The organism is Streptococcus sp. GS001 (genome assembly GCF_021595565.1).
In the GTDB taxonomy this organism is placed as follows: domain Bacteria; phylum Bacillota; class Bacilli; order Lactobacillales; family Streptococcaceae; genus Streptococcus; species Streptococcus xiaochunlingii.
The window spans coordinates 147,551-173,360 of record NZ_JACSYJ010000004.1 but is presented as its reverse complement, the minus strand read 5'-3'; the positions used below and the strand labels follow the sequence as shown (position 1 = coordinate 173,360).

23 protein-coding genes, 2 tRNA genes and 1 other annotated feature are annotated in these 25,810 nt (G+C 39.4%); of the genes, 18 read left to right on the top strand and 7 right to left on the bottom strand.

What is annotated here, in order from left to right; all coding sequences use genetic code 11:
- Positions 1–17: 17 nt before the first annotated feature.
- Together H8S88_RS08525 and H8S88_RS08520 are read left to right on the top strand one after the other, a co-directional pair.
- Positions 18–89 (top strand) — tRNA-Glu (locus H8S88_RS08525).
- Positions 90–97: 8 nt separating this feature from the next.
- Positions 98–171 (top strand) — tRNA-Asn (locus H8S88_RS08520).
- Positions 172–253: 82 nt separating this feature from the next.
- Here the strand turns inward: H8S88_RS08520 and H8S88_RS08515 are convergent.
- Both H8S88_RS08515 and H8S88_RS08510 read right to left on the bottom strand, forming a co-directional pair.
- Complete coding sequence (locus H8S88_RS08515; protein WP_048691009.1) at positions 254–2,842, bottom strand: YfhO family protein; 2,589 nt, start codon at positions 2,840–2,842, stop codon at positions 254–256.
- Between the two features lie 62 nt (positions 2,843–2,904).
- Positions 2,905–4,527, bottom strand: a complete 1,623-nt coding sequence (locus tag H8S88_RS08510) for an ATP-binding cassette domain-containing protein (RefSeq protein WP_006595336.1) — start codon at positions 4,525–4,527, stop codon at positions 2,905–2,907.
- 143 nt (positions 4,528–4,670) lie between these two features.
- Positions 4,671–4,896: a binding site (T-box leader), on the top strand.
- A gap of 51 nt (positions 4,897–4,947) precedes the next feature.
- Here H8S88_RS08510 and trpS point away from each other — a divergent pair.
- The gene (gene trpS / locus H8S88_RS08505) at positions 4,948–5,973 is read left to right on the top strand and encodes a tryptophan--tRNA ligase (protein WP_048691007.1); all 1,026 of its coding nucleotides are present in this window, start codon (positions 4,948–4,950) and stop codon (positions 5,971–5,973) included.
- A 166-nt stretch (positions 5,974–6,139) separates the two neighbouring features.
- A complete protein-coding gene (gene guaB / locus H8S88_RS08500; RefSeq protein ID WP_048691005.1) occupies positions 6,140–7,621 on the top strand; it encodes an IMP dehydrogenase in 1,482 nt (493 codons plus the stop codon).
- 81 nt (positions 7,622–7,702) lie between these two features.
- Here guaB and recF read toward each other — a convergent pair whose 3' ends face one another.
- Complete coding sequence (recF, locus tag H8S88_RS08495; RefSeq protein ID WP_048691003.1) at positions 7,703–8,791, bottom strand: DNA replication/repair protein RecF; 1,089 nt, start codon at positions 8,789–8,791, stop codon at positions 7,703–7,705.
- Position 8,792: 1 nt separating this feature from the next.
- A complete protein-coding gene (yaaA, locus tag H8S88_RS08490; RefSeq protein ID WP_048691002.1) occupies positions 8,793–9,164 on the bottom strand; it encodes a S4 domain-containing protein YaaA in 372 nt (123 codons plus the stop codon).
- A gap of 152 nt (positions 9,165–9,316) precedes the next feature.
- Between yaaA and yfmF the strand changes: the two genes are divergently transcribed.
- From yfmF to H8S88_RS08455, 7 genes are all read left to right on the top strand, one after another.
- Positions 9,317–10,567 carry an EF-P 5-aminopentanol modification-associated protein YfmF gene (gene yfmF, locus H8S88_RS08485; RefSeq protein WP_223363965.1) on the top strand — a complete coding sequence of 417 codons (1,251 nt, stop codon included), beginning with the start codon at positions 9,317–9,319 and terminating at the stop codon, positions 10,565–10,567.
- Positions 10,564–11,850 carry an EF-P 5-aminopentanol modification-associated protein YfmH gene (gene yfmH / locus H8S88_RS08480; RefSeq protein ID WP_236128259.1) on the top strand — a complete coding sequence of 429 codons (1,287 nt, stop codon included), beginning with the start codon at positions 10,564–10,566 and terminating at the stop codon, positions 11,848–11,850. Before yfmF ends, yfmH begins: the two co-directional genes overlap by 4 nt.
- Positions 11,851–11,946: 96 nt before the next feature.
- Positions 11,947–12,486 (top strand): CDP-diacylglycerol--glycerol-3-phosphate 3-phosphatidyltransferase, encoded by a 540-nt coding sequence (pgsA, locus tag H8S88_RS08475; protein ID WP_006595343.1) that lies wholly within the window; start codon positions 11,947–11,949, stop codon positions 12,484–12,486.
- A complete protein-coding gene (locus tag H8S88_RS08470) occupies positions 12,487–13,314 on the top strand; it encodes an energy-coupling factor ABC transporter ATP-binding protein (protein WP_006595344.1) in 828 nt (275 codons plus the stop codon).
- Positions 13,299–14,141, top strand: coding sequence for an energy-coupling factor ABC transporter ATP-binding protein (locus tag H8S88_RS08465; RefSeq protein WP_223363963.1), 843 nt, complete (start codon positions 13,299–13,301; stop codon positions 14,139–14,141). The genes H8S88_RS08470 and H8S88_RS08465 overlap by 16 nt, the downstream gene beginning before the upstream one ends.
- Positions 14,134–14,928: an energy-coupling factor transporter transmembrane component T family protein gene (locus tag H8S88_RS08460; protein WP_156677016.1), complete on the top strand. Its 795-nt coding sequence runs from the start codon at positions 14,134–14,136 to the stop codon at positions 14,926–14,928. The genes H8S88_RS08465 and H8S88_RS08460 overlap by 8 nt, the downstream gene beginning before the upstream one ends.
- A gap of 171 nt (positions 14,929–15,099) precedes the next feature.
- On the top strand, positions 15,100–15,738 hold the full coding sequence (locus tag H8S88_RS08455) for a LysM peptidoglycan-binding domain-containing protein (protein ID WP_048789936.1): 639 nt from the start codon (positions 15,100–15,102) through the stop codon (positions 15,736–15,738).
- Between the two features lie 165 nt (positions 15,739–15,903).
- Here H8S88_RS08455 and H8S88_RS08450 read toward each other — a convergent pair whose 3' ends face one another.
- From H8S88_RS08450 to sdaAB, 3 genes are read right to left on the bottom strand one after another with little or no spacing between them, the layout of a single operon-like run.
- A complete protein-coding gene (locus tag H8S88_RS08450; RefSeq protein WP_156677017.1) occupies positions 15,904–16,530 on the bottom strand; it encodes an HAD hydrolase-like protein in 627 nt (208 codons plus the stop codon).
- A gap of 3 nt (positions 16,531–16,533) precedes the next feature.
- Positions 16,534–17,406 (bottom strand): L-serine ammonia-lyase, iron-sulfur-dependent, subunit alpha, encoded by an 873-nt coding sequence (sdaAA, locus tag H8S88_RS08445; protein WP_236128254.1) that lies wholly within the window; start codon positions 17,404–17,406, stop codon positions 16,534–16,536.
- A 9-nt stretch (positions 17,407–17,415) separates the two neighbouring features.
- The gene (sdaAB, locus tag H8S88_RS08440) at positions 17,416–18,087 is read right to left on the bottom strand and encodes an L-serine ammonia-lyase, iron-sulfur-dependent subunit beta (protein ID WP_023024775.1); all 672 of its coding nucleotides are present in this window, start codon (positions 18,085–18,087) and stop codon (positions 17,416–17,418) included.
- A gap of 230 nt (positions 18,088–18,317) precedes the next feature.
- Between sdaAB and H8S88_RS08435 the strand changes: the two genes are divergently transcribed.
- The 7 genes from H8S88_RS08435 to rplI all read left to right on the top strand — a co-directional run bounded on the left by H8S88_RS08435 (position 18,318) and on the right by rplI (position 25,787).
- Complete coding sequence (locus tag H8S88_RS08435; RefSeq protein WP_156677018.1) at positions 18,318–18,845, top strand: LysM peptidoglycan-binding domain-containing protein; 528 nt, start codon at positions 18,318–18,320, stop codon at positions 18,843–18,845.
- Positions 18,846–19,049: 204 nt separating this feature from the next.
- Positions 19,050–20,171: a tRNA 2-thiouridine(34) synthase MnmA gene (gene mnmA, locus H8S88_RS08430; protein ID WP_048715081.1), complete on the top strand. Its 1,122-nt coding sequence runs from the start codon at positions 19,050–19,052 to the stop codon at positions 20,169–20,171.
- A 21-nt stretch (positions 20,172–20,192) separates the two neighbouring features.
- The gene (locus H8S88_RS08425; protein ID WP_061564525.1) at positions 20,193–20,624 is read left to right on the top strand and encodes an SseB family protein; all 432 of its coding nucleotides are present in this window, start codon (positions 20,193–20,195) and stop codon (positions 20,622–20,624) included.
- Positions 20,625–20,770: 146 nt separating this feature from the next.
- Entirely contained in the window at positions 20,771–21,226 is a 456-nt protein-coding gene (locus H8S88_RS08420; protein WP_061564524.1) for an NUDIX hydrolase, read from the top strand.
- Between the two features lie 8 nt (positions 21,227–21,234).
- Positions 21,235–23,148, top strand: a complete 1,914-nt coding sequence (mnmG, locus tag H8S88_RS08415) for a tRNA uridine-5-carboxymethylaminomethyl(34) synthesis enzyme MnmG (RefSeq protein WP_223363386.1) — start codon at positions 21,235–21,237, stop codon at positions 23,146–23,148.
- Positions 23,149–23,358: 210 nt separating this feature from the next.
- Positions 23,359–25,338: a DHH family phosphoesterase gene (locus H8S88_RS08410; RefSeq protein WP_431978931.1), complete on the top strand. Its 1,980-nt coding sequence runs from the start codon at positions 23,359–23,361 to the stop codon at positions 25,336–25,338.
- Entirely contained in the window at positions 25,335–25,787 is a 453-nt protein-coding gene (rplI, locus tag H8S88_RS08405; protein ID WP_048690977.1) for a 50S ribosomal protein L9, read from the top strand. The genes H8S88_RS08410 and rplI overlap by 4 nt, the downstream gene beginning before the upstream one ends.
- The last annotated feature ends 23 nt before the right edge of the window (positions 25,788–25,810 follow it).

Below are 25,810 nucleotides of genomic sequence, written 5' to 3'. Positions count from 1 at the left end.
TGTTCTGTTAATGACATGGTCCGTTGGTCAAGGGGTTAAGACACCGCCTTTTCACGGCGGTAACACGGGTTCGAATCCCGTACGGACTATATCTCATTCCGCCATAGCTCAGTTGGTAGTAGCGCATGACTGTTAATCATGATGTCGTAGGTTCGAGTCCTACTGGCGGAGCTAAACTAGCATCCTAAGGGATGCTTTTTTTTGTATAAAATAAGAGCCCCTTCCAACTTAAGGGGCTCTTTATGATGCAAATTTACTGATTTTTTGAGGATTGAGATTTATTTCGAATAGCATTGTAGCAAGCGAAGGAAATAATTCCGAGTAGGAAAGCGATGGTTCCTTCTTTTAACCCATGTGGAACGAAATGTAGAACAACTTGTCCTTTTCCTTTAGGGACATCAACAGCCATAAATCCTTTTTGAGCCCTTCGAATAGGGACAGGTTGATTATTGATCGTCGCTGTCCACCCTTTATCATAAGGAAGGGTGAAAAAGAGACTTGTATGGTGGTCTGCTGAAAAATCTGCAGTAACGGTATTTCCTTTGGTTTGCACATGAACTTCTTGTTGGTGCAACCTTTCAAAGGCTTCCTGGTAGGCTTGAAGGTTCAAAGCAAAAAATTCTGGAGTTTGGAAGGTTACTGTAGAATTTTCAGGGAAGGCAATTCGAACCTTAACAGTTTCTCCTGCTGTAAAGTGACCAATGGTGAAGAATGGAAATACATTGTCTGTTGTATAGCGGTTGACTTGGCCATTCGTAATGATCTCCACATCGGTATAATCTTCATTCTCAAATTCTAAAGAAGGAAGGTTTACATAAAGTTGACTATCGTTTTGAACATAGAGCTCATATTCGATACTGGCATAAGTCAGAAAACTATCTGCTTCAACTTTGGCCTTTTGAGGTCCTTGAGAAGGATCGTCTGCACCAGTTTTCAGTGGATGTAATCGCTGATAGTAAGTCAACGATTGACCCGTTAGATGATTGAGAAAGTTCTTTTGGTTATCTAAGGTTAGATTAGAAAATGGGATATCCTTGTAGGGACTTGCGGTTAGAAATGCTAGTGAAAGAGCTTTTTCATTTTGATACAAGGTCTGATTTCCTTGCGTTTCCAATTTATGAAAAGCAAACTTTTGGGGATTCCTATCTGAAATATTGTATTTGATCCCGAACAGACTATCCATTAGTAATGTATTGTTTTGATAGCGCAAGTTCAAGTTGGTTCCATCTGATTTAAAACCGAGTTTGTCTAGGGTCGAACTGGTATCTGTATTTCTGACAGATGAAAACTGGGAGATCCCTCTAAAATTATATTTCATACTATCATTACCTGTTTGAGATTGGAGAATCTCTGTTCGGTAAAAATTTTGATCATCCTGTAAACTTGATGTCAATTTATCAATTGCTGGAATCTTTCCTTGGTAAGAAGAACGAGCTGCAAATACCCATTCATTTGCAATCCCATCGATCTGATAATAGCTGTTTATACTAATTTCAAACAAACAGAAGAAGAGAATAACAGCAGAAAAAATTGGATAAGAAAGTTTACGAACTGTAAAGGCAAGTGTCACAGTAAAGAATACAAGAAGGAATTCTAGTGTCAAGACAAAATGACTGCTTGTTAAGAAAGAATAATGCTTGCGATAGAGAAAGGTGAGGATAAATCCAATGCTAACTAAACTGAAAGTTAGGCAGAGTCGTTGCCAATTGATTTCTTTTAACCGATTTAGTGCTTCTGCCGCCATGAACAAAATAGTCAATGAAAAAAGCCAGGCATAACGGTGAAGAAACATATTAGGAGCATGCATACCTTGCCAGAATAAATCCAGAGCTTGTAAATAGAAACTTGCAATAAGAATGACTAATAAAGTCAAATAAGCTAGTTTCACGTGAAACCGAATCGATTTGACAAAGAAAAATAGAAAGGCAAGTAAGAATGGAAATAGACCAACATAGATCATAGGGATAGCCCCATATTTTGTTGTATCAAAACTACCAATTAAATTCTTTGCAAAAACGTCTAAGTACCAACTATTTTCTGTAAAGGTTCTTGTAATCTTTGTAAAGTTTTCCCCATGAGTTCGTAAATCCAATATGGTGGGGTAAATCATGATCAAGCTAGTGACCCCTGCTAAAATTGACACAATTGTAAAGTCAAAGAAAGAAGATCTTCTTTCTTTAAAGTCCCAGGAAAGCTGAGTAAAAAACCATAAAGTCAAGAAGAGAGCCATCATAAATCCAAAATAATAATTTTGGATAAAGAGGATGGTCAGACTTGTAAAGTAGAGAACGCGCTTCTTTTGAGTCATTAAACGGTGTAAACCTAAGAGAATGAGCGGAGCCAAAATGAAGACATCGAGCCAGGTTTTGATTTCAATCTGACTGATGGAGAAGCTCATTAACGCAAACAAAGTTGACAGTGAAAGAATCAATAATTGTTGCAGTTTAGGATAGATTTCCTTAATGGAATAATAAGTTGACAACCCAATCAAGCCTATTTTTATTAGTGTAAAGAGATAGACGGAATCAACCATGGATAAACTGTCAAAGAAGAAGACAAAGGGAGATAGAAAACTTCCTAAGTAATAGCTGGAAAGAGCGTAGAAATTTAAGCCGAGCCCACTTGTAAAGCTGTAAAGGAGGCTGTCGGTCCCGTGCAAAATATTTCGTAAAGTAACGTCGAAAATAACGTATTGATGAAAGCCATCACCTAATAAAGGAGAAGTTTCACTCCCCCAATAAATACCCTGACTGAGGTAGACGAAAAATAAGATTGTAAAGGGAAGTAAAAAAGCTGTAAAGTAAACAATGATGGGGTGTGATAGATATTTTTTAAATTTCATATAGTCTATTGAAATACCCTGAAACAAAGGTTCCAGGGTTTTTGATTTTTTGGAGCGATTTCTTAGTCTTTCCAAAGTTCTTTAACTTTTGCTTGAACTTCTTGGTTTTCTAAGAATTCATCATAGGTTTCATCAATCCGGTCAATGACACCATTTTTTGAAAGAACAATGATATGGTTGGCAAGAGTTTGAATAAACTCATGGTCGTGACTGGCAAAGATGATTGATTCTTTGAAGTTTTTCAATCCATCGTTCAAGCTTGAAATAGATTCCAAATCCAAGTGATTTGTAGGATCGTCAAGTACAAGAACATTTGATTTCAAAAGCATGAGTTTTGAAAGCATCACGCGCACTTTTTCTCCCCCTGACAAGACGTTGACAGGCTTGTTAACCTCGTCTCCAGAAAAGAGCATGCGTCCGAGGAAACCACGAAGGAAGGTATTATCATCTTCTTCTTTACTTGCGAATTGACGGAGCCAGTCAAGAATTGACTCGCCACCTGCAAAGTCAGCTGAATTGTCTTTTGGTAAGTAAGAGCGACTCGTTGTGACGCCCCACTTGACAGTTCCTTCATATTCGATTTCACCCATAATAGCGCGGATCAAGGCAGTTGTTTGGATGTCGTTTTGTCCGATAAGAGCTGTCTTGTCACCTGGACGTAAGATGAAGCTGATGTTGTCAAGAATAGTTTCACCGTCAATCTTTACAGATAAGTTCTCTACTGTCAACAGATCATTCCCAATTTCTCGCTCCGCTTTAAAGCTGATAAATGGGTATTTTCGGCTAGATGGGACAATTTCTTCTAACTGAATCTTGTCAAGCATCTTTTTACGTGAAGTTGCCTGTTTTGATTTTGACGCATTGGCAGAGAAACGAGCCACAAATTCTTGTAGTTGTTTGATTTTTTCTTCTGCTTTGGCATTCCGGTCTGCTAACAATTTGGCAGCCAGTTCAGATGATTCTTTCCAGAAATCATAGTTACCAACATAGAGTTTGATTTTTCCAAAGTCTAGGTCGGCCATGTGGGTACATACTTTATTCAAGAAGTGACGGTCGTGGGATACAACGATAACGGTATTCTCGAAATCAATCAAGAAATCTTCTAACCAGGTAATAGATTGAATATCAAGACCGTTGGTCGGCTCGTCCAAAAGAAGGACGTCTGGTTTACCAAAGAGAGCTTTGGCTAGGAGGACTTTCACTTTATCTCCATTTGCTAGTTCACTCATATTTTGGTAGTGGAGCTCTTCTGGAATATTCAGATTTTGGAGGAGTTGTGAAGCTTCACTTTCCGCTTCCCAACCACCTAGTTCAGCAAATTCTCCTTCGAGTTCTGCTGCACGGACACCGTCTTCATCTGAAAAATCTTCCTTCATATAGATAGCATCTTTTTCCTTCATGATGCTATAAAGTTTTTCATTTCCCATGATAACGACATCAATGGCACGCTCATCTTCGTAGTCAAAGTGATTTTGACGAAGAACAGAAAGACGTTCGTCTGGTCCAAGAGAAATATGACCAGTTGTCGGTTCAATATCCCCAGCTAAGATTTTTAAAAAGGTTGATTTTCCAGCACCATTGGCTCCAATCAAACCATAGGTATTTCCTTCTGTAAATTTGATGTTGACATCATCAAAAAGTTTACGATCACTAAAACGTAGTGAGACGTCTGTAACTGTTAGCACGTATAGTTCTCCTCTTTTTCTGTCTATATAAGCCTATTTTACTAGAAAACGCTTGATTTTTCAATGAATACCCTTATGCGTTGGAGGAAGTCATTTAGTCTGTAGAAAAGGGTGAAGAACTTGACTTTCCTTTGATGTCATTATATAATGAAAAGCAATCAGAAGAGTAATCTGTATTCGTTTTTTAGAGAGCTTATGGTTGCTGAAAATAAGCAACGAAACAGAATGAAATGGACTGATGTTCAAATAGAATCTTAACCAATAGAGATTCGGCTAGCAGGCCTTATGTGCAACTCATTTGTGATGAGTCAGAGAGAACAGCATATGCTGTTCTAAGTGAGGTGGCACCGTGTCTCAGACGCCCTCGCATAGTTTTTGCTATGCGTGGGCTTTTATTTTGTACTTCAGGGAGGAAGAAAAATGACCAAGCCGATTATTTTAACTGGAGATCGCCCAACTGGGAAACTCCATATTGGACACTATGTCGGTTCGTTGAAGAATCGAGTTCTTATGCAAAATGAAGACAAGTACCAGATGTTTGTCTTTTTAGCCGATCAGCAAGCCCTAACGGATCATGCTAAAGATCCACAAACCATTGTTGAGTCTATTGGAAATGTTGCTCTAGATTATTTAGCAGCTGGTTTAGATCCAAAGAAATCAACTATTTTTATTCAAAGTCAAATCCCTGAGCTAGCGGAATTGACCATGTATTACATGAATTTGGTCTCTGTTTCACGTTTGGAACGAAACCCAACCGTTAAGACAGAAATTGCCCAAAAAGGATTCGGAGAGTCTATTCCATCTGGTTTCTTGGTTTATCCTGTTTCCCAAGCTGCAGATATTACCGCTTTTAAAGCCAATCTCGTGCCTGTTGGAACTGATCAAAAGCCCATGATTGAGCAAACTCGTGAAATTGTTCGTTCTTTTAATCATGCGTATCATTGCGATGTTTTGGTTGAACCGGAAGGAATTTTCCCAGAAAATGAGGCCGCGGGTCGTTTGCCTGGCTTGGATGGGAATGCTAAGATGTCTAAATCTCTTGGAAATGGTATTTATTTAGCCGATGATATGGACACCTTGAAGAAAAAGGTCATGAGTATGTATACAGATCCTGAGCATATTCGTGTCGAAGATCCAGGAAAAATTGAAGGAAATATGGTTTTCCATTATTTAGATGTGTTTGGAAAAGAAGAAGATCAAGCGACCATTCAAGAAATGAAAGACCATTACCAACGGGGTGGTTTAGGAGATGTTAAAACCAAACGCTATTTGTTAGAGATTCTTGAAAGAGAGTTGGGCCCTATTCGCGAACGTCGGATTGAATTTGCTAAAGATATGGGTCAAGTTTATGATATGCTTCAAAAAGGTAGTGAAGTAGCCCGTTCGGTTGCAGCAGAAACGCTTGATCAAGTCAAATCTGCTATGGGATTAAACTATTTCAAGTAAGCTCTTGATATTGAGATGATTCAATAAAAAAATGATTCAAAAGAGGTTTTAATACCTCTTTTTGAAATATTGTACAAATGATTGACAAATTATCGTAGAATGGTATGATATTATCAATCAAAAAAGACGAGCTTGGCTCAAAAAGAAAGAAAAGAGGAAAATGGGAATGTCAAATTGGGACACTAAATTTTTGAAAAAAGGTTATACCTTCGATGATGTATTGCTCATTCCAGCTGAAAGTCATGTATTACCAAACGATGCAGATCTTCGTACAAAATTGGCGGATAACCTTGTGTTGAATATCCCAATCATCACAGCTGCGATGGATACAGTCACTGAAAGCCAAATGGCTATTGCCATTGCCCGTGCTGGAGGACTTGGGGTTATTCACAAAAATATGTCCATTGCCCAACAAGCAGATGAAGTTCGTAAAGTAAAACGCTCTGAAAACGGCGTTATCATTGACCCATTTTTCTTAACACCTGAACATACCATTGCTGAGGCAGACGAACTTATGGGACGGTACCGTATCAGTGGTGTTCCTGTGGTTGAAACCTTGGAAAATCGTAAACTAGTTGGGATTTTGACCAACCGTGATTTACGTTTTATTTCTGATTATGATCAACCAATTTCAAATCATATGACTAGTGAAAATCTAGTAACTGCACCAGTCGGTACTGATTTAGAGACCGCTGAACGGATTCTCCAAGAACACCGTATTGAAAAATTACCATTGGTGGATGAAAATGGTCGTTTGTCAGGTTTGATTACCATTAAGGATATTGAAAAAGTTATTGAGTTTCCAAATGCAGCGAAAGACGAATTTGGTCGTCTTTTAGTAGCAGGTGCTGTCGGAGTTACATCTGACACTTTTGAGCGTGCGGAAGCATTGTTTGAAGCTGGTGCGGATGCTATTGTCATCGATACAGCCCATGGTCATTCTGCAGGTGTTCTTCGTAAAATCGCTGAAATTCGCGCTCATTTCCCAGATCGCACCTTGATTGCAGGTAATATTGCTACAGCTGAGGGAGCGCGTGCTCTCTATGATGCAGGTGTTGACGTGGTTAAGGTAGGGATTGGGCCTGGTTCAATCTGTACAACTCGTGTGATTGCTGGTGTCGGAGTTCCTCAAGTTACAGCGATTTATGATGCAGCTGCTGTTGCGCGTGAATATGGAAAAACAATCATTGCTGACGGTGGGATCAAGTATTCTGGAGATATTGTAAAAGCCCTTGCAGCTGGTGGTCACGCAGTCATGCTTGGATCAATGTTTGCAGGAACAGATGAAGCACCAGGTGAAACTGAAATCTTCCAAGGACGTAAGTTCAAGACTTATCGTGGTATGGGATCTATTGCAGCAATGAAGAAAGGTTCAAGCGACCGCTACTTCCAAGGTTCTGTTAATGAAGCCAACAAATTGGTTCCAGAAGGAATCGAAGGTCGGGTTGCTTATAAGGGTTCAGCAGCCGATATCGTCTTCCAAATGATTGGTGGTATCCGTTCTGGTATGGGCTATGTTGGAGCTGCCAACCTTCAAGAATTGCATGAAAATGCACAATTTGTTGAAATGTCTGGGGCAGGGTTGAAAGAAAGCCACCCACACGATGTCCAAATTACCAATGAAGCACCAAACTACTCTGTTCAATAAAAAAATAAAAGTGTGAAATCATAAGATTTCACACTTTTATTATGTCAAAAAGTTGTCAATCAAAATTGACAACCTCGTTAATTATTCGTCAACGTGACCTGAGTGAATATTAAAGATTTTTAAGTCTTCAGGCAAGTCTTTTAGGTGATCTAAGGTAGTAGTTGTGATAAATGTTTGGATGTCACGAGAGATAACTTCTAGTAAATGTAGTTGACGATTGTTGTCAAGTTCACTCATAACATCGTCTAAGAGTAAAATCGGCTTTTCATTCGTCAGTGATTCAATTAATGAAATCTCTGCCAATTTTAAGGAAAGAACAACACTGCGGTGCTGCCCTTGGCTACCAAAAGTCGCATTCATATCATTGATGTAAAAGCTAATGTCATCTCGGTGAGGACCAACACTGGTTGTTTTTTTGATGAGATCTTTTGTCCGATTTTCTCGAAGCAAGGTGATAAAGGTTTGGCGAAGTGTCTCCTCATCTTGAAAAGGAATGGAGGAATCATACCGAATAGATAGTTTTTCAGTTTGATTGGAAATTTCAAAATGTTTCTCTTGCCCAAAGTCTTCTAATTTTTTAAGAAAATCTTTCCGATGGATGCAGACTCGGCTACCATAATCTGCTAATTGCTCATCCAAAACATCTAAAAAGGTTGGGTCTACTGTGTTGGCTGTTTTTAAGTAACTGTTTCGCTGCTTTAAAACATGATGGTAAGCTGTTAAATCCGATAGATAGACAGGTTTCATCTGGCCTAAATCAATATCAATAAACTTGCGGCGAAGAGCGGGTGAGCCTTTAACAAGTTGTAAATCCTCTGGAGCAAAGAGAACCACATTCATGTTACCGATATAGGTTGATAACTTGCTTTGTTTTAAGTGGTTTACTTTAGTGACTCGTCCTTTTGAGGATAAGGAAATTTCTAAAGGGATTGAGCCGGTCTTTTTTTCTAGGACCCCTGAAACAGTAAATTGTTCCTCTTGAAAATGAATTAGATCTTTATCGGAACGGGTCCGATGGCTGCGGGTCAAGGCTAAAAAGTAGATGGATTCGAGGAGATTGGTTTTTCCTTGAGCATTTTGGCCTAAGAAAATATTCAAACCAGAGTGGAATTGAAGATCTACTTCTTTATAATTTCGAAATTTCTGAATGTGTATGGATTTAAGCCACATATTATGTTCCTGGGAAACGAACAGGCTTCCGCTTATTCTCTTCTTTTTTAGGTTTAGAATCTTTTTTTTGTTTTTGTTCTTTGTTTAATTTCTTCACTAATTGAGCAACGCGTTCTTTTTCCAGCTTGTCCGCTTGATAGTCTTCAATCTCTTCTGGACTAGGTTCTGTCAGTGTTATGACTTCCTTCTCACCAATTACTTCGATTGTATCTCCGACTCGTAACTTACGTCCTCTTCTGGTTTCCACTTCTCCATTGACCTCTACTTGATTTTCGTGTAAAAAGGCTTTGATAGCTCCACCGCTTTGAATGATTCCCAGTTCTTTAAATAGGGCTTGTAGTGTGATAAATTCATCAAAAAGTTTATAGTTCATAGTTCACCTCAATGATAGTTATTATACCACAAAAGGATGAAAAACCTAAAATAGGGCGAGTCAGTGTAAACGTTTTTTAATCTGTCTGGGAAAGATTTTACTGGGATTTCATGATATAATGAAGAGTAATATTTGTTAGAACGAGGATGACGATGGAATTAGTTACTGGTGTTCGAATCCATTTTATGAAATCAGAAAAATTTAAGACCAATGAGATAAAAGTGCGGTTCTCGGCCCCTCTTTCTGAAGAAACAATAGCAGGACGAGTTCTAGCCTCACGCATGATCGAAACAGCCAATCAACTTTACCCAACTTCACAGCAATTTAGAGAGCAGTTGGCGAACTTGTATGGAGCAAATTTTTCTACTTCTGTTTCAAAACGCGGTCAAATGCACTACATTGATATTAATTTATCTTATGTCCGTGATGCTTTTTTGAGCAAGAAAAATGTCTTGACAGATCAGATGTTGGATTTATTAAAGGTATCTCTGAATGCTCCTCTTGCAGAAGATGGCTCTTTTCATTCAGAAACTTTTTCAGTAGAGAAAAAAAATCTCATTACAGAGCTAGAAGCAGAAATTGAAAATCATTATTATTATGCCCACCAACAATTGAATCGGTTGTTTTATGATCAAGCTGATATGAAACTAAGTAAGTATGGAAGTGTCCAGCAGATTCAGAATGAGGATGAAGGGTCAGCTTATCAAGCATTTCAAGAAATGCTTCAAACAAATCTGATTGACTTTTTCTTTATGGGTGATTTCAATGAACTAGCGGTCATTGAAAAGATTAGTGAATTTGGTTTACAACCTCGTAAATCTTATGTCAATCTTTTTTATGCCCAATCTTTTTCAAATGTTGTCAGAGAAGGACTCGAGCAAAGAGATACTCATCAATCTATTTTAGAGTTAGGTTATCATTTTCCTGTTCAGTATGGAGAGAAAGAGCATTTTGCTTTGATTGTTTTAAATGGTTTACTGGGGGCTTTCTCTCATTCAAAATTGTTTACAGTCATTCGAGAAAAAGAAGGGTTGGCTTATACCATCTCTAGCCATTTTGATATTTTTTCTCATTTTATGCGGATCTATGCAGGGATTGATCGAAAAAATAGAACCCGGACCATGACCCTGATGAGCCGTCAAGTGAGTGACTTGAAGAGAGGGAAGTTTACAAGTGAAGAGCTGCGCTTGACAAAAGAAATGATTATAAATGCTGCAAAATTAACGCAGGATCGACCTGGCACCTTGATTGAAAGAGCTTATTTACACTCTATTTTAGGAAAACAGTTCTTGTCAATTGATGATTGGATCCAAGCTATTCAACTGGTGACGAAAGAAGAAATTATGGCTGTTGCCAAATCACTCAAATTACAAGCGGTCTATTTTATGGAAGGAAGAGAATGATAAAGAAAGATTTGGAGAAAATAGATTATCCAGCTGTTGGAGAATGTGTTTATCAGACAAGTCTCCAAAATGGATTGAAGTTATATTTAATTCCAAAAGCGGATTTTAATGAAAGCTATGCAATCATTTCTACTAAATTCGGTTCTGTTGACACAAGATTTACAGTAGAAGGAGTAGAGGGAATAAAAGAATTTCCAGCAGGGATTGCACATTTTCTTGAACATAAATTATTTGAAGATCAAGACGGTCAAGATTATTTACAGCATTTTGTAAAGCTGGGAGCTGAAAGTAATGCCTTTACTAGCTTTACACAAACTAGCTATCTCTTTTCGACCACCTCGAATGTCAATGAAAATCTGAGATTGTTACTGGAGATGACACAATCTCTTCATCTCTCAAAGGATTCTCTAAAGAAGGAACAATTGATTATTCAACAAGAGATCGAAATGTACCAAGATAGTCCTGACTACCAATTATTCTTTAGGGCGTTGGCAAATCTTTATCCAGATACACCCTTGGCCCAAGATATTGCAGGTACTGTATCTTCTCTCTCTCAAATTGATGAAAAAAGTTTACAGGATAATTTCGATTATTTCTACCAACCATCCAATATGCAGCTAGTGGTTGTCGGAAACTTTGATCTTGACAGTCTGGTTAATCTTGTTTCTGAATTTGAGATGAAGACCTCTTCAAGTCCTCTTCCTCATATTTCACCCGTGGACTTGAATCCAGTTGTCCAAAATGAGACCAGTCGGATGGAAGTTGCTTCACCGAAACTAGCAATTGGAATTCGTGGAAGAAATCAGATTCCTCCTCTTTACCAGTATCGCTATAAGATTATCCTTAAATTATTATTTGCAATGATGTTTGGGTGGACATCCAAACGATTTCAGTCGCTTTATGAAGTTGGTAAACTTGACAACTCCTTGACACTAGAAATTGAAGTAGAGTCTTCGTTTCACTTTGTGATGTTAACGATGGACACCTCGGAACCTGTTAGTATATCCCATCAGTTCAGAACGGCCATTAAGAATTTTGAGAAAGATCCTGATGTGACTCAAGAGCATTTGGATACGATTAAAAGTGAAATGTTTGGAGATTTTCTACACGGTTTGAATTCCTTGGATTATATAGCGACTCAATTTAATCCAATTGAGACAGGTGAAAATCTATTTGATCTTCCAAAAATTTTACAGAGTATTTCTTTACAAGATGTTGTAAAGGTTGGGCGAGATTTTGTCAACGCTTGTGATATGACGGACTTTATCATTTTCCCTAAATAGCGGGATAATAGTGGAATGATGTTTTTGTCGAATTAAATCGACGTTTATTTTGTCAATTAGATGTAAATGATCATGTAAACTAGTAAGGAGACTAGAATGAAAAAAGAAAATATCCCAAATGCCTTAACACTGATTCGAATTGTGTTTATTCCTATTTTTATTTTGATGCTAATATTTGGTAAAGGTTATGGTTGGCATGTAGCAGCAGCTATTGTCTTTGCTGTTGCTAGTATCACCGATTATTTGGACGGTTATTTAGCTCGTAAATGGAAAGTTGTTAGTAACTTTGGAAAATTTGCTGATCCTATGGCTGACAAGCTTCTTGTCATGTCTGCCTTTATCATGATGATTGAATTAAAGATGGTTCCGGCTTGGATTACTGCAGTTATAATTTGCCGTGAATTAGCCGTAACTGGCCTCCGTCTGTTATTGGTTGAAACAGGAGGAGTTGTTTTGCCAGCAGCTATGCCTGGAAAAATTAAAACCTTCTCACAAATGTTTGCCATTATTTTCCTTCTCTTCCATTGGGACTTATTGGGTCAAATTACGCTTTATGTTGCGCTAATCTTTACAGTCTACTCTGGATACGAATACTTTAAAGGCAGTGCCTACCTCTTTAAAGATACCTTTAGATAAATGAATAATATTATAGAAGTTCGAAATCTTACATTTAAATACCAAAAAACAGATGAGAACCATCAGTTAAATGATATTTCGTTTCACGTGAAACATGGTGAATGGTTATCCATTATTGGACATAACGGAAGTGGTAAATCAACAGTGGTCCGCTTGATTGATGGCTTGTTGGAACCGGAATCTGGTCAAATCTATATTTCCGGAGATTTGTTAACTCCTGAAAATGTTTGGGATAAACGTAGTGAGATTGGGATGGTTTTCCAGAATCCAGATAACCAGTTTGTTGGGGCTACAGTTGAAGATGATGTGGCGTTTGGGTTGGAGAACCAAGGAATTCCAAGAGATGAAATGGTGCAACGAGTAGACGAAGCTTTGAAGATGGTCCGCATGGATGAGTTCAAAGATCGAGAACCCGCTAGGTTATCCGGTGGACAAAAGCAACGAGTGGCCATTGCCGGGATTATCGCTTTACGACCTAAAATCATCATTTTAGATGAAGCAACCAGTATGTTGGATCCTGAAGGGCGTCTAGAACTAATTCGGACAGTTCGAGAAGTCAAAGAACGATATGGGTTAACCGTTATTTCTATTACCCATGATTTAGAGGAAGTTTCCCTAAGTGATCGGGTTATTCTTTTTGAAAAAGGAAAAGCGACCTTGGATCTGACTCCAAGAGAACTCTTTTCTCGAGATGATCTGGATGAAATAGGACTAGAAGAACCTTTCGCCAATCGATTGCGGAGCATGTTACATCAAAAAGGTTTTCCAGTTGGAGAAACCTATCAGACTGAAGGAGAGCTAGAGAAACTATTATGGGAATTGCTTTAAAACAGCTTAGTTACACCTATCAAGAAGGTACTCCTTTTGAAGGAGCGGCTCTTTTTGATGTAAATATAGAAATCCCAAGCGGTTCTTATACAGCTCTAATTGGGCATACTGGAAGTGGAAAATCAACCATCCTTCAATTATTAAATGGTTTGCTTTTGCCCAGTCGAGGGGAAGTGCAAATGAATGATATGCGCATTAGTTCTGAGTCTTCTCAAAAAGAGCTAAAGAATCTTCGAAAAAAAGTGGGTCTCGTCTTTCAATTTCCAGAAAGTCAACTCTTTGCTGAGACTGTTGTAAAAGATGTCGCATTTGGGCCTCAAAATTTTGGAGTAGACCAAGAGTCAGCTGAGAGCATTGCTAAGGAAAAATTACGCTTAGTCGGTCTTTCTGAAGAGTTGTTTGAACGGAGTCCCTTTGAATTGTCTGGAGGGCAAATGAGACGGGTCGCTATTGCAGGCATTTTAGCGATGGAACCTGAAATTTTGGTCTTGGACGAGCCGACAGCTGGTTTGGATCCGTCAGGTAGACGGGAATTAATGAAGCTATTTGCGTCACTTCATCAAGCTGGGATGACCATCGTTCTTGTTAGTCATTCTATGGAAGATGTGGCAGAATACGCAAATCTTGTTTATGTTTTGGAAAAAGGACGAATTGTGAGGTCTGGGCATCCAAGGGATGTATTTCAGGATGTAGAAGGATTAGAAAACATACAATTAGGTGTACCGAAAGTGACGAAATTTGCTTGGCGCTTACGTCAAAAAGGACTATCTTTGCCAACTTTACCAATCACTTTACAAGAGTTTAAGGAGTTAATTGGACATGAATAGTATGATTTTAGGACGATATGTACCAGGTAATTCCATTCTCCATCGTATGGATCCAAGGGCAAAGTTACTAGGACTTTTCTTGTTAATTGTTATTTTGTTTTGGGCCAATAATGTGTTGACGAATGCCCTGTTGTTTTTATTGGCCTTTGCGTTGATTTTGAGTGCCAAGATCCCCTTCCGTTTTTTTATTAATGGCCTGAAATCGATGGTCTTTATCATTGCTTTCACCACACTCTTTCAGTTGTTTGCGACGACTGGCGGTAAGACCTTATTTCAATTTTATTTTTTGACTGTAACGGATAAAGGACTTGCTCAAGCGGGTGTGATCTTTTGTCGTTTTATTCTCATTGTTGTATTTTCAACGATTTTAACACTGACAACAACGCCCTTAAGCTTAGCAGATGCCGTAGAAAAGTTGTTAACTCCATTTAAAATCATCAAAGTTCCTGCTCATGAAATTGGACTCATGTTGTCTATGAGCCTTCGTTTCGTTCCCACTCTAATGGATGATACGATTCGCATTATGAATGCACAGAGAGCCCGAGGGGTTGATTTTGGAGAAGGGAATCTCCTTCAGAAGATTCGCTCATTTATACCGATTTTAATTCCCTTGTTTGCATCAAGTTTTAAACGTGCAGATGCTCTTGCAATTGCCATGGAGGCAAGAGGTTATAAAAGTGGAGAGGGAAGAAGCCGATATAGGCAGTTAAAATGGCAAGTTTTAGATAGTGTAGCTATTCTGTCTATAGCGGCAGTTGGTGCTATCATTTTTTGGTTGAAATATTAGAATACCACCACTACATATAGGGGATTTTTTCTAAAAAAATGAAGAAAAACGCTATTTATAGCGTTTTTTGCATGAAAAATACATGATTTTGTAACCTTTGTAACATAAATTATAACTAACTGTAACATTTAATGTGTAAGATAGTATTATGTTCGAAAGGAGAATGTATTGATGAACACAAAAAAAGTCCAATGGACATTAACTTCTATTATCTCAGCTCTTTCACTTTTTGTTTCTGGTGTGGTAGTGAATGCTGAAACATATGAAGTAAAATATGGTGATACTCTATCAGAAATTGCGATTAAGAATAACACTACTATCGAAAAGCTTGTTGAATTGAATCAAATCAGCAACCAAGATTTGATCCATGCAGGTCAAATTATTGAGTTGGGTGAACGTTCAAAATCATTGATCAACAAAGTAAATACTGCCACAGTAAGTCAAGAACCAGCAGCCGAAGCTTCTACAAATCAAGTAGTGGCAGAAACAACAACTACTGCCACTTATAATGCAGCACCTGTTGTTACGAATTCTGGAAATGGTATTGTACTTGCAAATGGGAATACTGCTGGAGAAGTTGGATCCTATGCAGCGGCTCGTATGGCTGAAATGACAGGAGTTCCTGCATCAACTTGGGAAGCCATTATTGCACGTGAATCAAATGGTCAAGTGAACGCAGCAAATCCATCTGGAGCTAGTGGTCTTTTCCAAACAATGCCAGGTTGGGGTTCAACTGCTACAGTTGATGATCAAATCCAAGCAGCTTATAATGCCTATTCAAACCAAGGGCTTTCAGCTTGGGGATACTAAAAAAGAGGTTAAACCCTCTTTTTATTTTGTTTCTTATCTTGACAAGTATTGGAAAGAGCTGTAAAGAAAATGACTTTGTTAGTCAACCTTAGTGAACCATGGATGCTCTTACCCAAACGTGATTTTATACATAAAAGAGGTTTACAAATTTGTAAACCTCTTTTATTAACTTAAATGAGTGAGTAAAGCTAGGGGGGAATCTACGATGGTATCGGGAGTTTCCTCTTTTAATTGCTCTAGAGGTGCAAATCCCCAACTGACTGCAATTGTGTGAATACCAATGGTTTTTCCCCCAATGATATCAAATTTAGTATCCCCAACGATGCAAGCTTCCTCTTTTGGAATCTGATGGTCCACCAGTACACGCTGAATGATATCAGCTTTGTGCATAGATCCTGGGATAGAACCATAAATCCCTTCAAAGCAATCACTAATTCCTAGTGAATGGGCTATTTCGAGACTCACTTCCTGATTCTTAGAGGTGGTGATGAATAAGTGATAACCCAATTCCTTCAATTGTTGAAGGAGTTCTTTGATACCTGGGTAGAGATAGGTTTGTTGTTGGCCAGTTTCTTTGTAATAGGTACGATAGATTTCTACAGCTTTTGCGACCAGTTCTTTTGGGACATGTTTAGTAAACGTAACCTCGAGTGGAGGACCCATAAAGGTTCGAATAGTTTCTTTATCAGGTGCAGGAACTCCCAGCATCTTAAAAGTGTGTAGAAAGGTGGTTTCAATTCCTTCGGAACTATCGACTAAAGTCCCATCCAAGTCGAAAAATATGTACTTCATAGGTTAGTCTCCAAATATTTCTTGCTGTAGGCGTTTCCCAGTTGGAGTTGTTGCTAGACCACCTTCAGCCGTTTCTCTAAAGGCAGTTGGTAGGCTAGATCCAACTTGATACATGGCGTCAATGACCTCATCGACAGGGATTTTGGATTCAATTCCTGCTAGAGCCATATCCGCTGCAATATAGGCATAGCTTGCACCCATAGCATTTCGTTTGACACAAGGAACCTCTACCAGTCCTGCAACGGGATCACAAATTAAGCCTAGCATATTTTTGATGACGAAACAAATGGCTTGGCTAGCTTGGTAAGGACTTCCCCCAGCAGCCAACGTCAAGGCAGCTGCACTCATGGCTGCCGCGGAACCCACTTCGGCTTGACAGCCTCCCTCGGCTCCTGAAATCGATGCATTGTTGGCAATAACCAGGCCAAAGGCTCCTGCTGCTAATAAGAACTCCAATTGTTGGTGCTCATCTAAATGGAGTTTCTCGATAGCTGAAGTAAGAACAGCAGGTAAGCAACCGGCTGATCCAGCAGTGGGAGTAGCACAGACTAAGCCCATTTTTGCATTGTGTTCGTTGACAGCGATAGCATTTTTGGCTGCGGTTAGGACAGTATAGTCGGAGAGGGCTTTTCCAGATCGAATATAGCGATCCAATTTTGCAGCATCTCCTCCGGTCAAGCCACTTCTAGAAAGTTGGTCATTGAGTCCAAGATGAACGGATTCTTTCATGACCTCAAGGTTTCGTGTCATAAGAGTCAGAACTTCTTCGCGCTCGCGACCAGTTAGTTCAAACTCAGTTGCAATCATTAATTCTGCGACATTTCCTTCATAGTGGAGGGTCGCTTGCTCAACTAATTCGGTAATGGAATAAAACATGGGGTCTCCTTATTGAAAGAAATTCACATTGTGTAAATGGGGAATTTGACGGATTAACTCAATAGCTTCATCACAATTACGAGAATCCACTTCAATAATCATAATAGCCTTTTCACCGGCTTTTTCGCGGGTTACGTTCATTTGGGCGATATTGATATCATAGCGGGAAAGGGCTTCTGTCACATGGGCAATCATCCCAGGAACGTCTTGGTGAACGATAATAATTGTTGGGGTGTTCATGTTTAGAGAAATTGCAAAGCCATTTAACTCGGTAACTTGTATGTTTCCCCCACCAATGGAAATTCCTGTGACGGAGATGGTTTTGTGCTCATTTTTCACCGTGATGGTCGTCGTATTTGGATGAGGTGCATTGCTCTCCTTTTGAATAGACCAGACGATTCGAATTCCTCTTTCATGAGCAATTTCAAGACTATTGGGGATTCTTGGATCATCTGTGTCCATACCCAAAATACCAGCAACAAGGGCCAAGTCTGTCCCGTGACCGCGATAGGTTTTGGCAAAGGAATTAAACAACTGAAATTCAACTTCTGTAGGATCCTCTCCAAAAATAGAAGAGACAATTTTTCCAATACGAACAGCTCCAGCAGTGTGGCTACTAGAAGGTCCAATCATAACCGGTCCAATAATATCAAATACGGATTGGAATTTAAGCGAATTCATCAGTCAGCTCCTTAGGGTTTCTTTTCTTTCATTATAACAAATCTAGGGCATGTTTTCTTCTATTTAAGAGGGAAATTTTGTTTTAACCTTAAAAGATACTTAAAACTAGTTCATTTGAGGTGTTTTTTATTCTTGCTAACATATTGTTGAAACATTTGACGTGATTTCATAAAGTTTCTGAAACATTTCTTCTGTAAGATAAAGAACATACAGAAAAGGAGTGTAAAACCATGAATAAAAAAATCTTTGTAAAACGTGTAATCGGACTGAGCTTATTATCAGGAATGTTTATTCCCGTCCTTGCCAGTGCAGAATCTTACACTGTAAAGTCAGGTGATACCTTATCAGCTATTGCTAGAGAGAAGAATACAACGGTTGATGCGATTGCTCAGAAAAATAAGATTAGCAATGTCAACCTCATTACAGTTGGTCAAGTTCTAGAGATTGAAGATGACAAGGCAACAACTAATACTACAGAGCAAGCTACCACTAGTAAAGCAACAACTACGGTATCTGCCTCAGATGGCTTGAGTGCCGAAGATGCAGCGGCTAAAGAATGGATTGCCCAGAAGGAATCAAGTGGCAGTTACAAAGCACAAAATGGCCAATACTATGGTCGTTACCAGTTATCCCTTTCTTATTTAAACGGCGACTTGTCACCAGAAAACCAGGAAAAAGTAGCCAATCAATATGTTGTCAACCGATATGGATCATGGTCGGCGGCTAAAAACTTCTGGTTGGCCAATGGCTGGTATTAAAGTAGATGAAAGAGTTCAGCAATTGGACTCTTTTTTGATTTACAGACTTGTAAACATATAGATACAATAGCCAATAAGAAGAATGGCAAGATGCTTGTTTTCTACTATAAAGCGTGTTACAATTGATAATGCTCAAAACGACCTTCAATCGTTGAAGCAAACCACGACCTTCAATCGTGAGAAACGAAAAGATGGGAGAAATCTATGAGTGATAACTCGAAAACACGTGTTGTTGTTGGTATGAGTGGCGGTGTCGATTCATCTGTAACGGCGTTGTTGTTAAAACAACAGGGTTACGATGTCATCGGCATCTTCATGAAAAACTGGGACGACACAGACGAAAATGGCGTCTGTACAGCTACAGAAGATTACAAAGATGTAGCAGCGGTTGCAGATCAAATTGGCATACCTTACTATTCTGTCAACTTTGAGAAAGAATACTGGGATCGTGTCTTTGAATATTTCCTTGCAGAATATCGTGCAGGCCGGACACCAAATCCGGATGTCATGTGTAATAAGGAAATCAAATTTAAGGCCTTCTTAGATTATGCCATGACACTTGGTGCCGATTATGTAGCCACAGGTCACTATGCACGCGTGGCGCGTGATGAAGATGGCATTGTCCATATGCTACGCGGTGTTGACAATGGGAAGGATCAAACTTATTTCCTAAGCCAGTTGTCACAAGAACAGCTTCAAAAAACCATGTTCCCATTGGGACATTTAGAAAAACCTGAGGTTCGCCGGTTGGCAGAAGAGGCTGGATTGGCAACAGCTAAAAAGAAAGACTCCACTGGGATATGCTTTATCGGAGAAAAGAACTTCAAAGAGTTTCTAGGGAACTACCTTCCTGCCCAACCAGGCCGAATGATGACCGTAGATGGACGGGATATGGGCGAACATGCTGGTTTGATGTATTATACAATCGGTCAGCGGGGTGGACTTGGAATCGGTGGCCAACAAGGTGGGGACAATGCTCCTTGGTTTGTCGTTGGTAAAGATCTGAGTCAAAATATTCTGTATGTCGGTCAAGGATTCTATCATGAAGCACTGATGTCAACAAGTTTACAAGCTAGTCAAGTTCACTTTACACGAGAGATGCCAGAAGAGTTTACATTGGAGTGTACAGCCAAGTTCCGTTATCGCCAGCCAGATTCCAAAGTGACTGTGCATGTCAAGGGTGACAAGGCAGAGGTAATTTTTGCAGAACCTCAACGGGCCATTACACCAGGTCAGGCTGTTGTCTTTTACGATGGTGAAGAGTGTCTCGGTGGTGGACTAATTGACAATGCTTATCGAGATGGTAAAGTTTGTCAGTATATTTAGGATTTTCTGGGAGGAACGAGGATGTTTCAGTTCTTTAAGAAAAGAACAGATAAAAAAGAGAGTGAAATGCCTCTCTCTGACTATAAGAAACAGTATTTGAGCGAGAAAACGACAGAGTCGATTGAAGCCTTATTCAAGCAATTGAAGCGATCTAAAGTTTGGGTTCCCTTTAATACTTCTTTAATGGATGAGAGTGATGGACAAGGAGGTGCTCGCCTAACACCAGATGTTCTGCGAAAGGGAGACGAATTCTTTTATCCTTGTTTCTTGACTGTACAGGATATTCCTAAAGATTATTACGATCGTTTTTCTTGGCTGCAAATACCTTTTACGGATTGTTTATTTACTGCAGAAAGTATAGGAAAGTTTCCAGTGAGAGGGATTGTTTTAGATGCATTCTCTGATCCAGTTGAGATTGACAAAGGAGCTTTTGAAGCAATCCGTCAATCTTAGGAAATTTAAATTGACAAATTTTCTCAATTTGCTACAATAATAAAAGCAATAGAAGTGATGGTCAAAGCTCATGGATGTTGCAGGCTTTTTTGTCCTGCACTTCTCAGAGTTTTGACTATTTTTGTGTCGTTTCGAAAGGAAGTTACATGCAAGAACAGGATTTTCGGACCAAGTTAAACCAGATGGTTTTTGGTGTGAGAGCGACTGCTTTGATTGTAAAAGACAATCGCTTGTTAGTCGTAGAAGATGAGGACAGTTTTTATACAATCGGAGGTGCCATTCAAGTGGATGAAGCTACTGAAGATGCTGTGGTTCGAGAAATAAAAGAGGAACTTGGGGTCGCATCTAGAGCTGTTCAGTTAGCTTTCATTGTTGAAAATCGCTTTGAACAAACTGGGGTCCACTATCATAATATCGAGTTCCATTATATAGTGGACTTGTTGGAAGATGCACCGTTAACCATGCAAGAAGATGCGAAGCCATTACCTTGCCGGTGGCTTGCTTTAGAAGACTTATCTACTGTTGATCTGAAACCGGCATTTTTAAAAACCGCTTTATCAGATTGGGACGGACAATTACGACACATCCATCTTAAAGAATAGGAGAAAAAATGACTTATAATTTTATAGAAGAATACGATATTGTTGTAATCGGAGCAGGGCATGCAGGTGTAGAAGCCTCCCTTGCTGCGAGCCGAATGGGCTGTAAAGTTTTACTTGCAACCATCAATATCGAAATGTTGGCGTTTTTGCCATGTAATCCTTCGATTGGTGGTTCTGCAAAAGGGATTGTGGTCCGTGAGGTAGATGCTCTCGGTGGAGAGATGGCCAAGAATATTGACAAATCCTATATTCAGATGAAGATGTTGAATACAGGAAAGGGACCAGCTGTTCGTGCGCTTCGTGCTCAAGCAGATAAAGAGCTCTATTCTAAGGAAATGCGTAAGACAGTTGAGAACCAAGAAAGCTTGACCCTTCGCCAAACCATGATTGATGAAATTTTGGTAGAAGATGGGAAGGTTATTGGTGTTCGAACTGCGACCCACCAAGAATATGGGGCCAAGGCTGTCATTGTCACGACTGGAACAGCTTTACGTGGAGAAATCATCATTGGGGATCTCAAGTATTCATCAGGACCTAACCATAGCCTTGCTTCTATTAATTTAGCTGACAATCTCAAAAATCTTGGACTAGAAATTGGACGGTTCAAAACAGGTACGCCACCACGTGTAAAGGCATCGTCAATCAATTATGAAGAAACGGAAATTCAACCAGGTGATGAGAATCCAAATCACTTTTCTTACAATTCGCGTGACGAGGATTATTTAAAGGATCAAATCCCTTGTTGGTTAACCTATACCAATAGTCACAGCCACGAGATTATCAACAGCAATTTACACCGGGCTCCAATGTTTACAGGTGTTGTAAAGGGAGTTGGACCTCGCTATTGTCCATCTATTGAAGATAAAATTGTTCGCTTTGCGGATAAGGAACGCCACCAGCTATTCCTGGAACCAGAAGGACGCAATACAGAAGAAGTCTATGTCCAAGGCTTGTCAACCAGTTTACCAGAGGATGTGCAAAGAGATCTTGTCCATTCTATTAAGGGATTGGAAAATGCTGAAATGATGAGAACGGGTTATGCGATTGAGTATGATATGGTCCTTCCACATCAATTGCGAGCAACACTAGAAACTAAGAAAATCTCAGGTCTCTTTACCGCAGGCCAAACCAATGGAACGTCTGGCTATGAAGAGGCCGCTGGCCAAGGAATTGTGGCAGGGATTAATGCTGCGCTGAAAATCCAAGGAAAACCCGAACTCATTTTGAAACGGAGTGACGGTTATATTGGGGTCATGATCGATGACTTGGTAACCAAAGGAACAGTTGAGCCCTATCGACTGTTAACCAGTCGTGCTGAGTATCGTTTGATTCTTCGTCATGATAATGCAGATATGCGCTTAACAGAAATCGGTCGCGAGGTTGGTTTGGTTGACGATGAACGTTGGGCACGTTTTGAAACCAAGAAGTATCAGTTTGAAAATGAAATGAAGCGCCTTGACAGTATCAAGTTAAAACCTGTAAAGGAAACGAACGAGAAGGTTGCAGCGCTAGGTTTTAAACCATTGACAGATGCTGTCACAGCCAAAGAATTCTTGAGAAGACCAGAAGTATCGTATCAAGATGTTGTCAACTTTATCGGACCAGCAGCTGAAGAACTAGATGATAAGATTATCGAGCTGATTGAAACTGAAATTAAGTACGAGGGTTATATCTCAAAAGCTTTAGATCAGGTTGAAAAAATGAAGCGGATGGAAGAAAAACGAATTCCTGCCAATATTGACTGGGACGATATTGACTCCATCGCAACAGAAGCTCGTCAAAAATTCAAGTTGATTAATCCAGAAACGATTGGTCAAGCTAGCCGGATTTCAGGTGTCAACCCAGCTGATATTTCTATCTTGATGGTGTATCTTGAAGGCAAGAGTCGAAGCATTTCTAAGAATCAAGAAAAAGAATCCTAACTTATTATGATGTAAATATGTGGAAGAAGTAGCCAAATAGCTACTTCTTTTCTCGTTTTACTGTATATTTACAACAGTGTAAATATACTTTACACTGTTTAACAAATGAGCGACCGGGCCTTGATCCCTGTCAGCTTTTTCTTTGGTGGAAAGGCTTGACTGGCCTCGCTTTTTCTTATGTTTTATGGTATAATGGCCCAACAGAGGTTTATGATGAAAAAATTTCGTATGACGCCTATCCATTATTGTATGGTAGGTTTGTTAGCATTTATTATATTAGCCATCAGTTCCAGATTATTGGGTGGCACAATTGCAAATTTATTCGTGATTCTGTTGATTCTTTCCGGTGTCATCTATCTCTTTCTTCATCAATTAAAGCAAGTAGAATTGGATGAGCTAGAACAAATTCAATATGTCAATCATCAGGCTGAAAATGGATTGGCCTCGCTACTGGATAAAATGCCAGTTGGTGTAATCAAGGTAAACGGTGAAACCAATGAAGTTGAGTGGTTCAATCCTTATGCGGAGTTGATTTTCTCTACTGAGGATGGGCAATTCGATGTGGAATACCTGCAACAAGTGTTGGCGATCCCTTTTGAAGGGAAAGGCCATTATGCAACCATTGGAGATAAGAAATATTCTGTTTATCTAGATTCCCAGGCCAGTGTCGTTTATTTTTTTGATGCGTCTAGTGAGTATGAGGCCAACGTTGGTCTTGTAACGACTAGGCCGGTCATCGGGATTATGTCCGTAGATAACTATGATGATTTAGAAGATGTTGTGTCTGATTCGGATATCAGTAGCATCAATGGCTTTATTGCAAACTTTGTTGAAGAATTCTCGGAAAAATACCATATGTTTTACCGAAGAGTCGGGATGGATCGCTTTTATCTTTTTACAGACTATACCGTTCTCGAACAATTAATCGAATCCAAATTTTCTATTATTGACCAATTCCGTGAGGAAGCGAAAAATCGTGAATTACCCATTACGGTAAGTATGGGATTCTCATACGGAGATGGCAATCATGATGAAATTGGTAGAGTTGCTTTATCGAATCTAAACTTAGCTGAAGTCCGAGGGGGCGACCAAGCGGTTGTGAAAGAAAAAGAAGAAGGTAAGGATCCTATTTTCTTTGGAGGTGGGACAGCCTCTGCTATCAAGCGCACCCGTACACGAACTCGTGCGATGATGACAGCTATTTCCGAAAAAATTAAATCGGTTGATCAGGTATTTGTTGTTGGCCACAAAAAATTAGACATGGATGCTTTGGGGGCATCGATTGGGATGCAATTATTTGCAAACAATATCAACGAACGCTCTTATGCAGTTTATGATGATACGTCTATGGCTCAGGATATCGAACGAGCGGTTGGAAAAATTCAATCAGATGGAGCGACTAAACTCGTAACGGTTTCAGATGCTCTACGGATGGTAACCGATCAATCCCTTTTGATTATGGTAGACCATTCGAAGACAGCTCTCACGCTTTCAAATGATTTGTATGAGAAGTTTCACCAAGTCATTGTCATTGATCACCATAGACGGGATGAAGACTTCCCTGAAAATGCCATGATCACTTATATTGAAAGTGGCGCAAGTAGTGCCAGTGAGTTGGTTACGGAATTGCTTCAGTTCCAGAATTCTAAGAAGAACCGCTTGAATAAGATACAAGCCAGTGTTTTGATGGCTGGAATTATGTTGGATACCAAGAATTTCTCTGTTCGCGTAACGAGCCGTACCTTTGATGTAGCTAGTTATTTACGAAGCCGAGGCAGTGATAGTGTCCTCATTCAGGAAATTTCAGCTATTAACTTCGATGAGTACCGCGAAGTTAATGAGTTGATCCTAAATGGTCAAATGGTATTCCCACATATTATTGTGGCAACAGGAGCAGCAGATGTTCCTTATGGAACGGTTACCATTAGTAAAGCAGCCGATAGTATGTTGGCCATGTCTAAAATTGAGGCGACCTTTGTCATTGCTCTGAATGAACAAGGAAGCATTTCCATTTCAGCTCGAAGCAGAAGCAAAGTCAACGTTCAAAAAATTATGGAGCAAATGGGAGGCGGAGGCCACTTTAATTCGGCGGCTTCTCAATTGGCAGATGTAACCATCGATCAGGTTCGTGCCCAGTTGATTGACTGTATTCAAGAAGAGGTCCAAAAGGATAAGGAGGAAGAAGAATGAAAGTTATCTTTTTAGCAGATGTAAAAGGAAAAGGAAAAAAAGGGGAAATTAAAGAAGTCCCAACAGGTTATGCTCAAAACTTTTTGATTAAAAAGAATTTAGCCAAAGAAGCTAACGCCCAAGCGATTGGGGAACTTCGCGGTAAGCAAAAATCTGAAGAAAAAGCCCATGCGGAACTAGTTGCAGAAGCGAAAGATATTCAAGCGAAATTAGCAGAAGAAACGACCGTTGTCCAATTTACAGAAAAAATTGGTCCTGATGGACGTACATTTGGTTCGATTACCAATAAAAAAATTGCAGAAGAACTACAAAAACAATTTGGGATCAAAATCGACAAGCGTCACATTCAAGTGGCTTCTCCAATTCGCTCTGTCGGCTTGATTGATGTGCCTGTTAAAATTTATCAGGATATTACAGGTATTATCCAAATTCGAGTAAACGAAGGTTAAGTAAATCGTTAGAAAGGAATGAC

Bases quoted from the DNA above. Each gene is read 5' to 3' on its own strand.
- H8S88_RS08515 (WP_048691009.1), bottom strand. From the start codon at position 2,842: ATGAAATTTAAAAAATATCTATCACACCCCATCATTGTTTACTTTACA.
- trpS (WP_048691007.1), top strand. From the start codon at position 4,948: ATGACCAAGCCGATTATTTTAACTGGAGATCGCCCAACTGGGAAACTC.
- guaB (WP_048691005.1), top strand. From the start codon at position 6,140: ATGTCAAATTGGGACACTAAATTTTTGAAAAAAGGTTATACCTTCGAT.
- recF (WP_048691003.1), bottom strand. From the start codon at position 8,791: ATGTGGCTTAAATCCATACACATTCAGAAATTTCGAAATTATAAAGAA.
- yaaA (WP_048691002.1), bottom strand. From the start codon at position 9,164: ATGAACTATAAACTTTTTGATGAATTTATCACACTACAAGCCCTATTT.
- yfmF (WP_223363965.1), top strand. From the start codon at position 9,317: ATGGAATTAGTTACTGGTGTTCGAATCCATTTTATGAAATCAGAAAAA.
- yfmH (WP_236128259.1), top strand. From the start codon at position 10,564: ATGATAAAGAAAGATTTGGAGAAAATAGATTATCCAGCTGTTGGAGAA.
- pgsA (WP_006595343.1), top strand. From the start codon at position 11,947: ATGAAAAAAGAAAATATCCCAAATGCCTTAACACTGATTCGAATTGTG.
- H8S88_RS08470 (WP_006595344.1), top strand. From the start codon at position 12,487: ATGAATAATATTATAGAAGTTCGAAATCTTACATTTAAATACCAAAAA.
- H8S88_RS08465 (WP_223363963.1), top strand. From the start codon at position 13,299: ATGGGAATTGCTTTAAAACAGCTTAGTTACACCTATCAAGAAGGTACT.
- H8S88_RS08460 (WP_156677016.1), top strand. From the start codon at position 14,134: ATGAATAGTATGATTTTAGGACGATATGTACCAGGTAATTCCATTCTC.
- H8S88_RS08455 (WP_048789936.1), top strand. From the start codon at position 15,100: ATGAACACAAAAAAAGTCCAATGGACATTAACTTCTATTATCTCAGCT.
- H8S88_RS08450 (WP_156677017.1), bottom strand. From the start codon at position 16,530: ATGAAGTACATATTTTTCGACTTGGATGGGACTTTAGTCGATAGTTCC.
- sdaAA (WP_236128254.1), bottom strand. From the start codon at position 17,406: ATGTTTTATTCCATTACCGAATTAGTTGAGCAAGCGACCCTCCACTAT.
- sdaAB (WP_023024775.1), bottom strand. From the start codon at position 18,087: ATGAATTCGCTTAAATTCCAATCCGTATTTGATATTATTGGACCGGTT.
- H8S88_RS08435 (WP_156677018.1), top strand. From the start codon at position 18,318: ATGAATAAAAAAATCTTTGTAAAACGTGTAATCGGACTGAGCTTATTA.
- mnmA (WP_048715081.1), top strand. From the start codon at position 19,050: ATGAGTGATAACTCGAAAACACGTGTTGTTGTTGGTATGAGTGGCGGT.
- H8S88_RS08425 (WP_061564525.1), top strand. From the start codon at position 20,193: ATGTTTCAGTTCTTTAAGAAAAGAACAGATAAAAAAGAGAGTGAAATG.
- H8S88_RS08420 (WP_061564524.1), top strand. From the start codon at position 20,771: ATGCAAGAACAGGATTTTCGGACCAAGTTAAACCAGATGGTTTTTGGT.
- mnmG (WP_223363386.1), top strand. From the start codon at position 21,235: ATGACTTATAATTTTATAGAAGAATACGATATTGTTGTAATCGGAGCA.
- H8S88_RS08410 (WP_431978931.1), top strand. From the start codon at position 23,359: ATGATGAAAAAATTTCGTATGACGCCTATCCATTATTGTATGGTAGGT.
- rplI (WP_048690977.1), top strand. From the start codon at position 25,335: ATGAAAGTTATCTTTTTAGCAGATGTAAAAGGAAAAGGAAAAAAAGGG.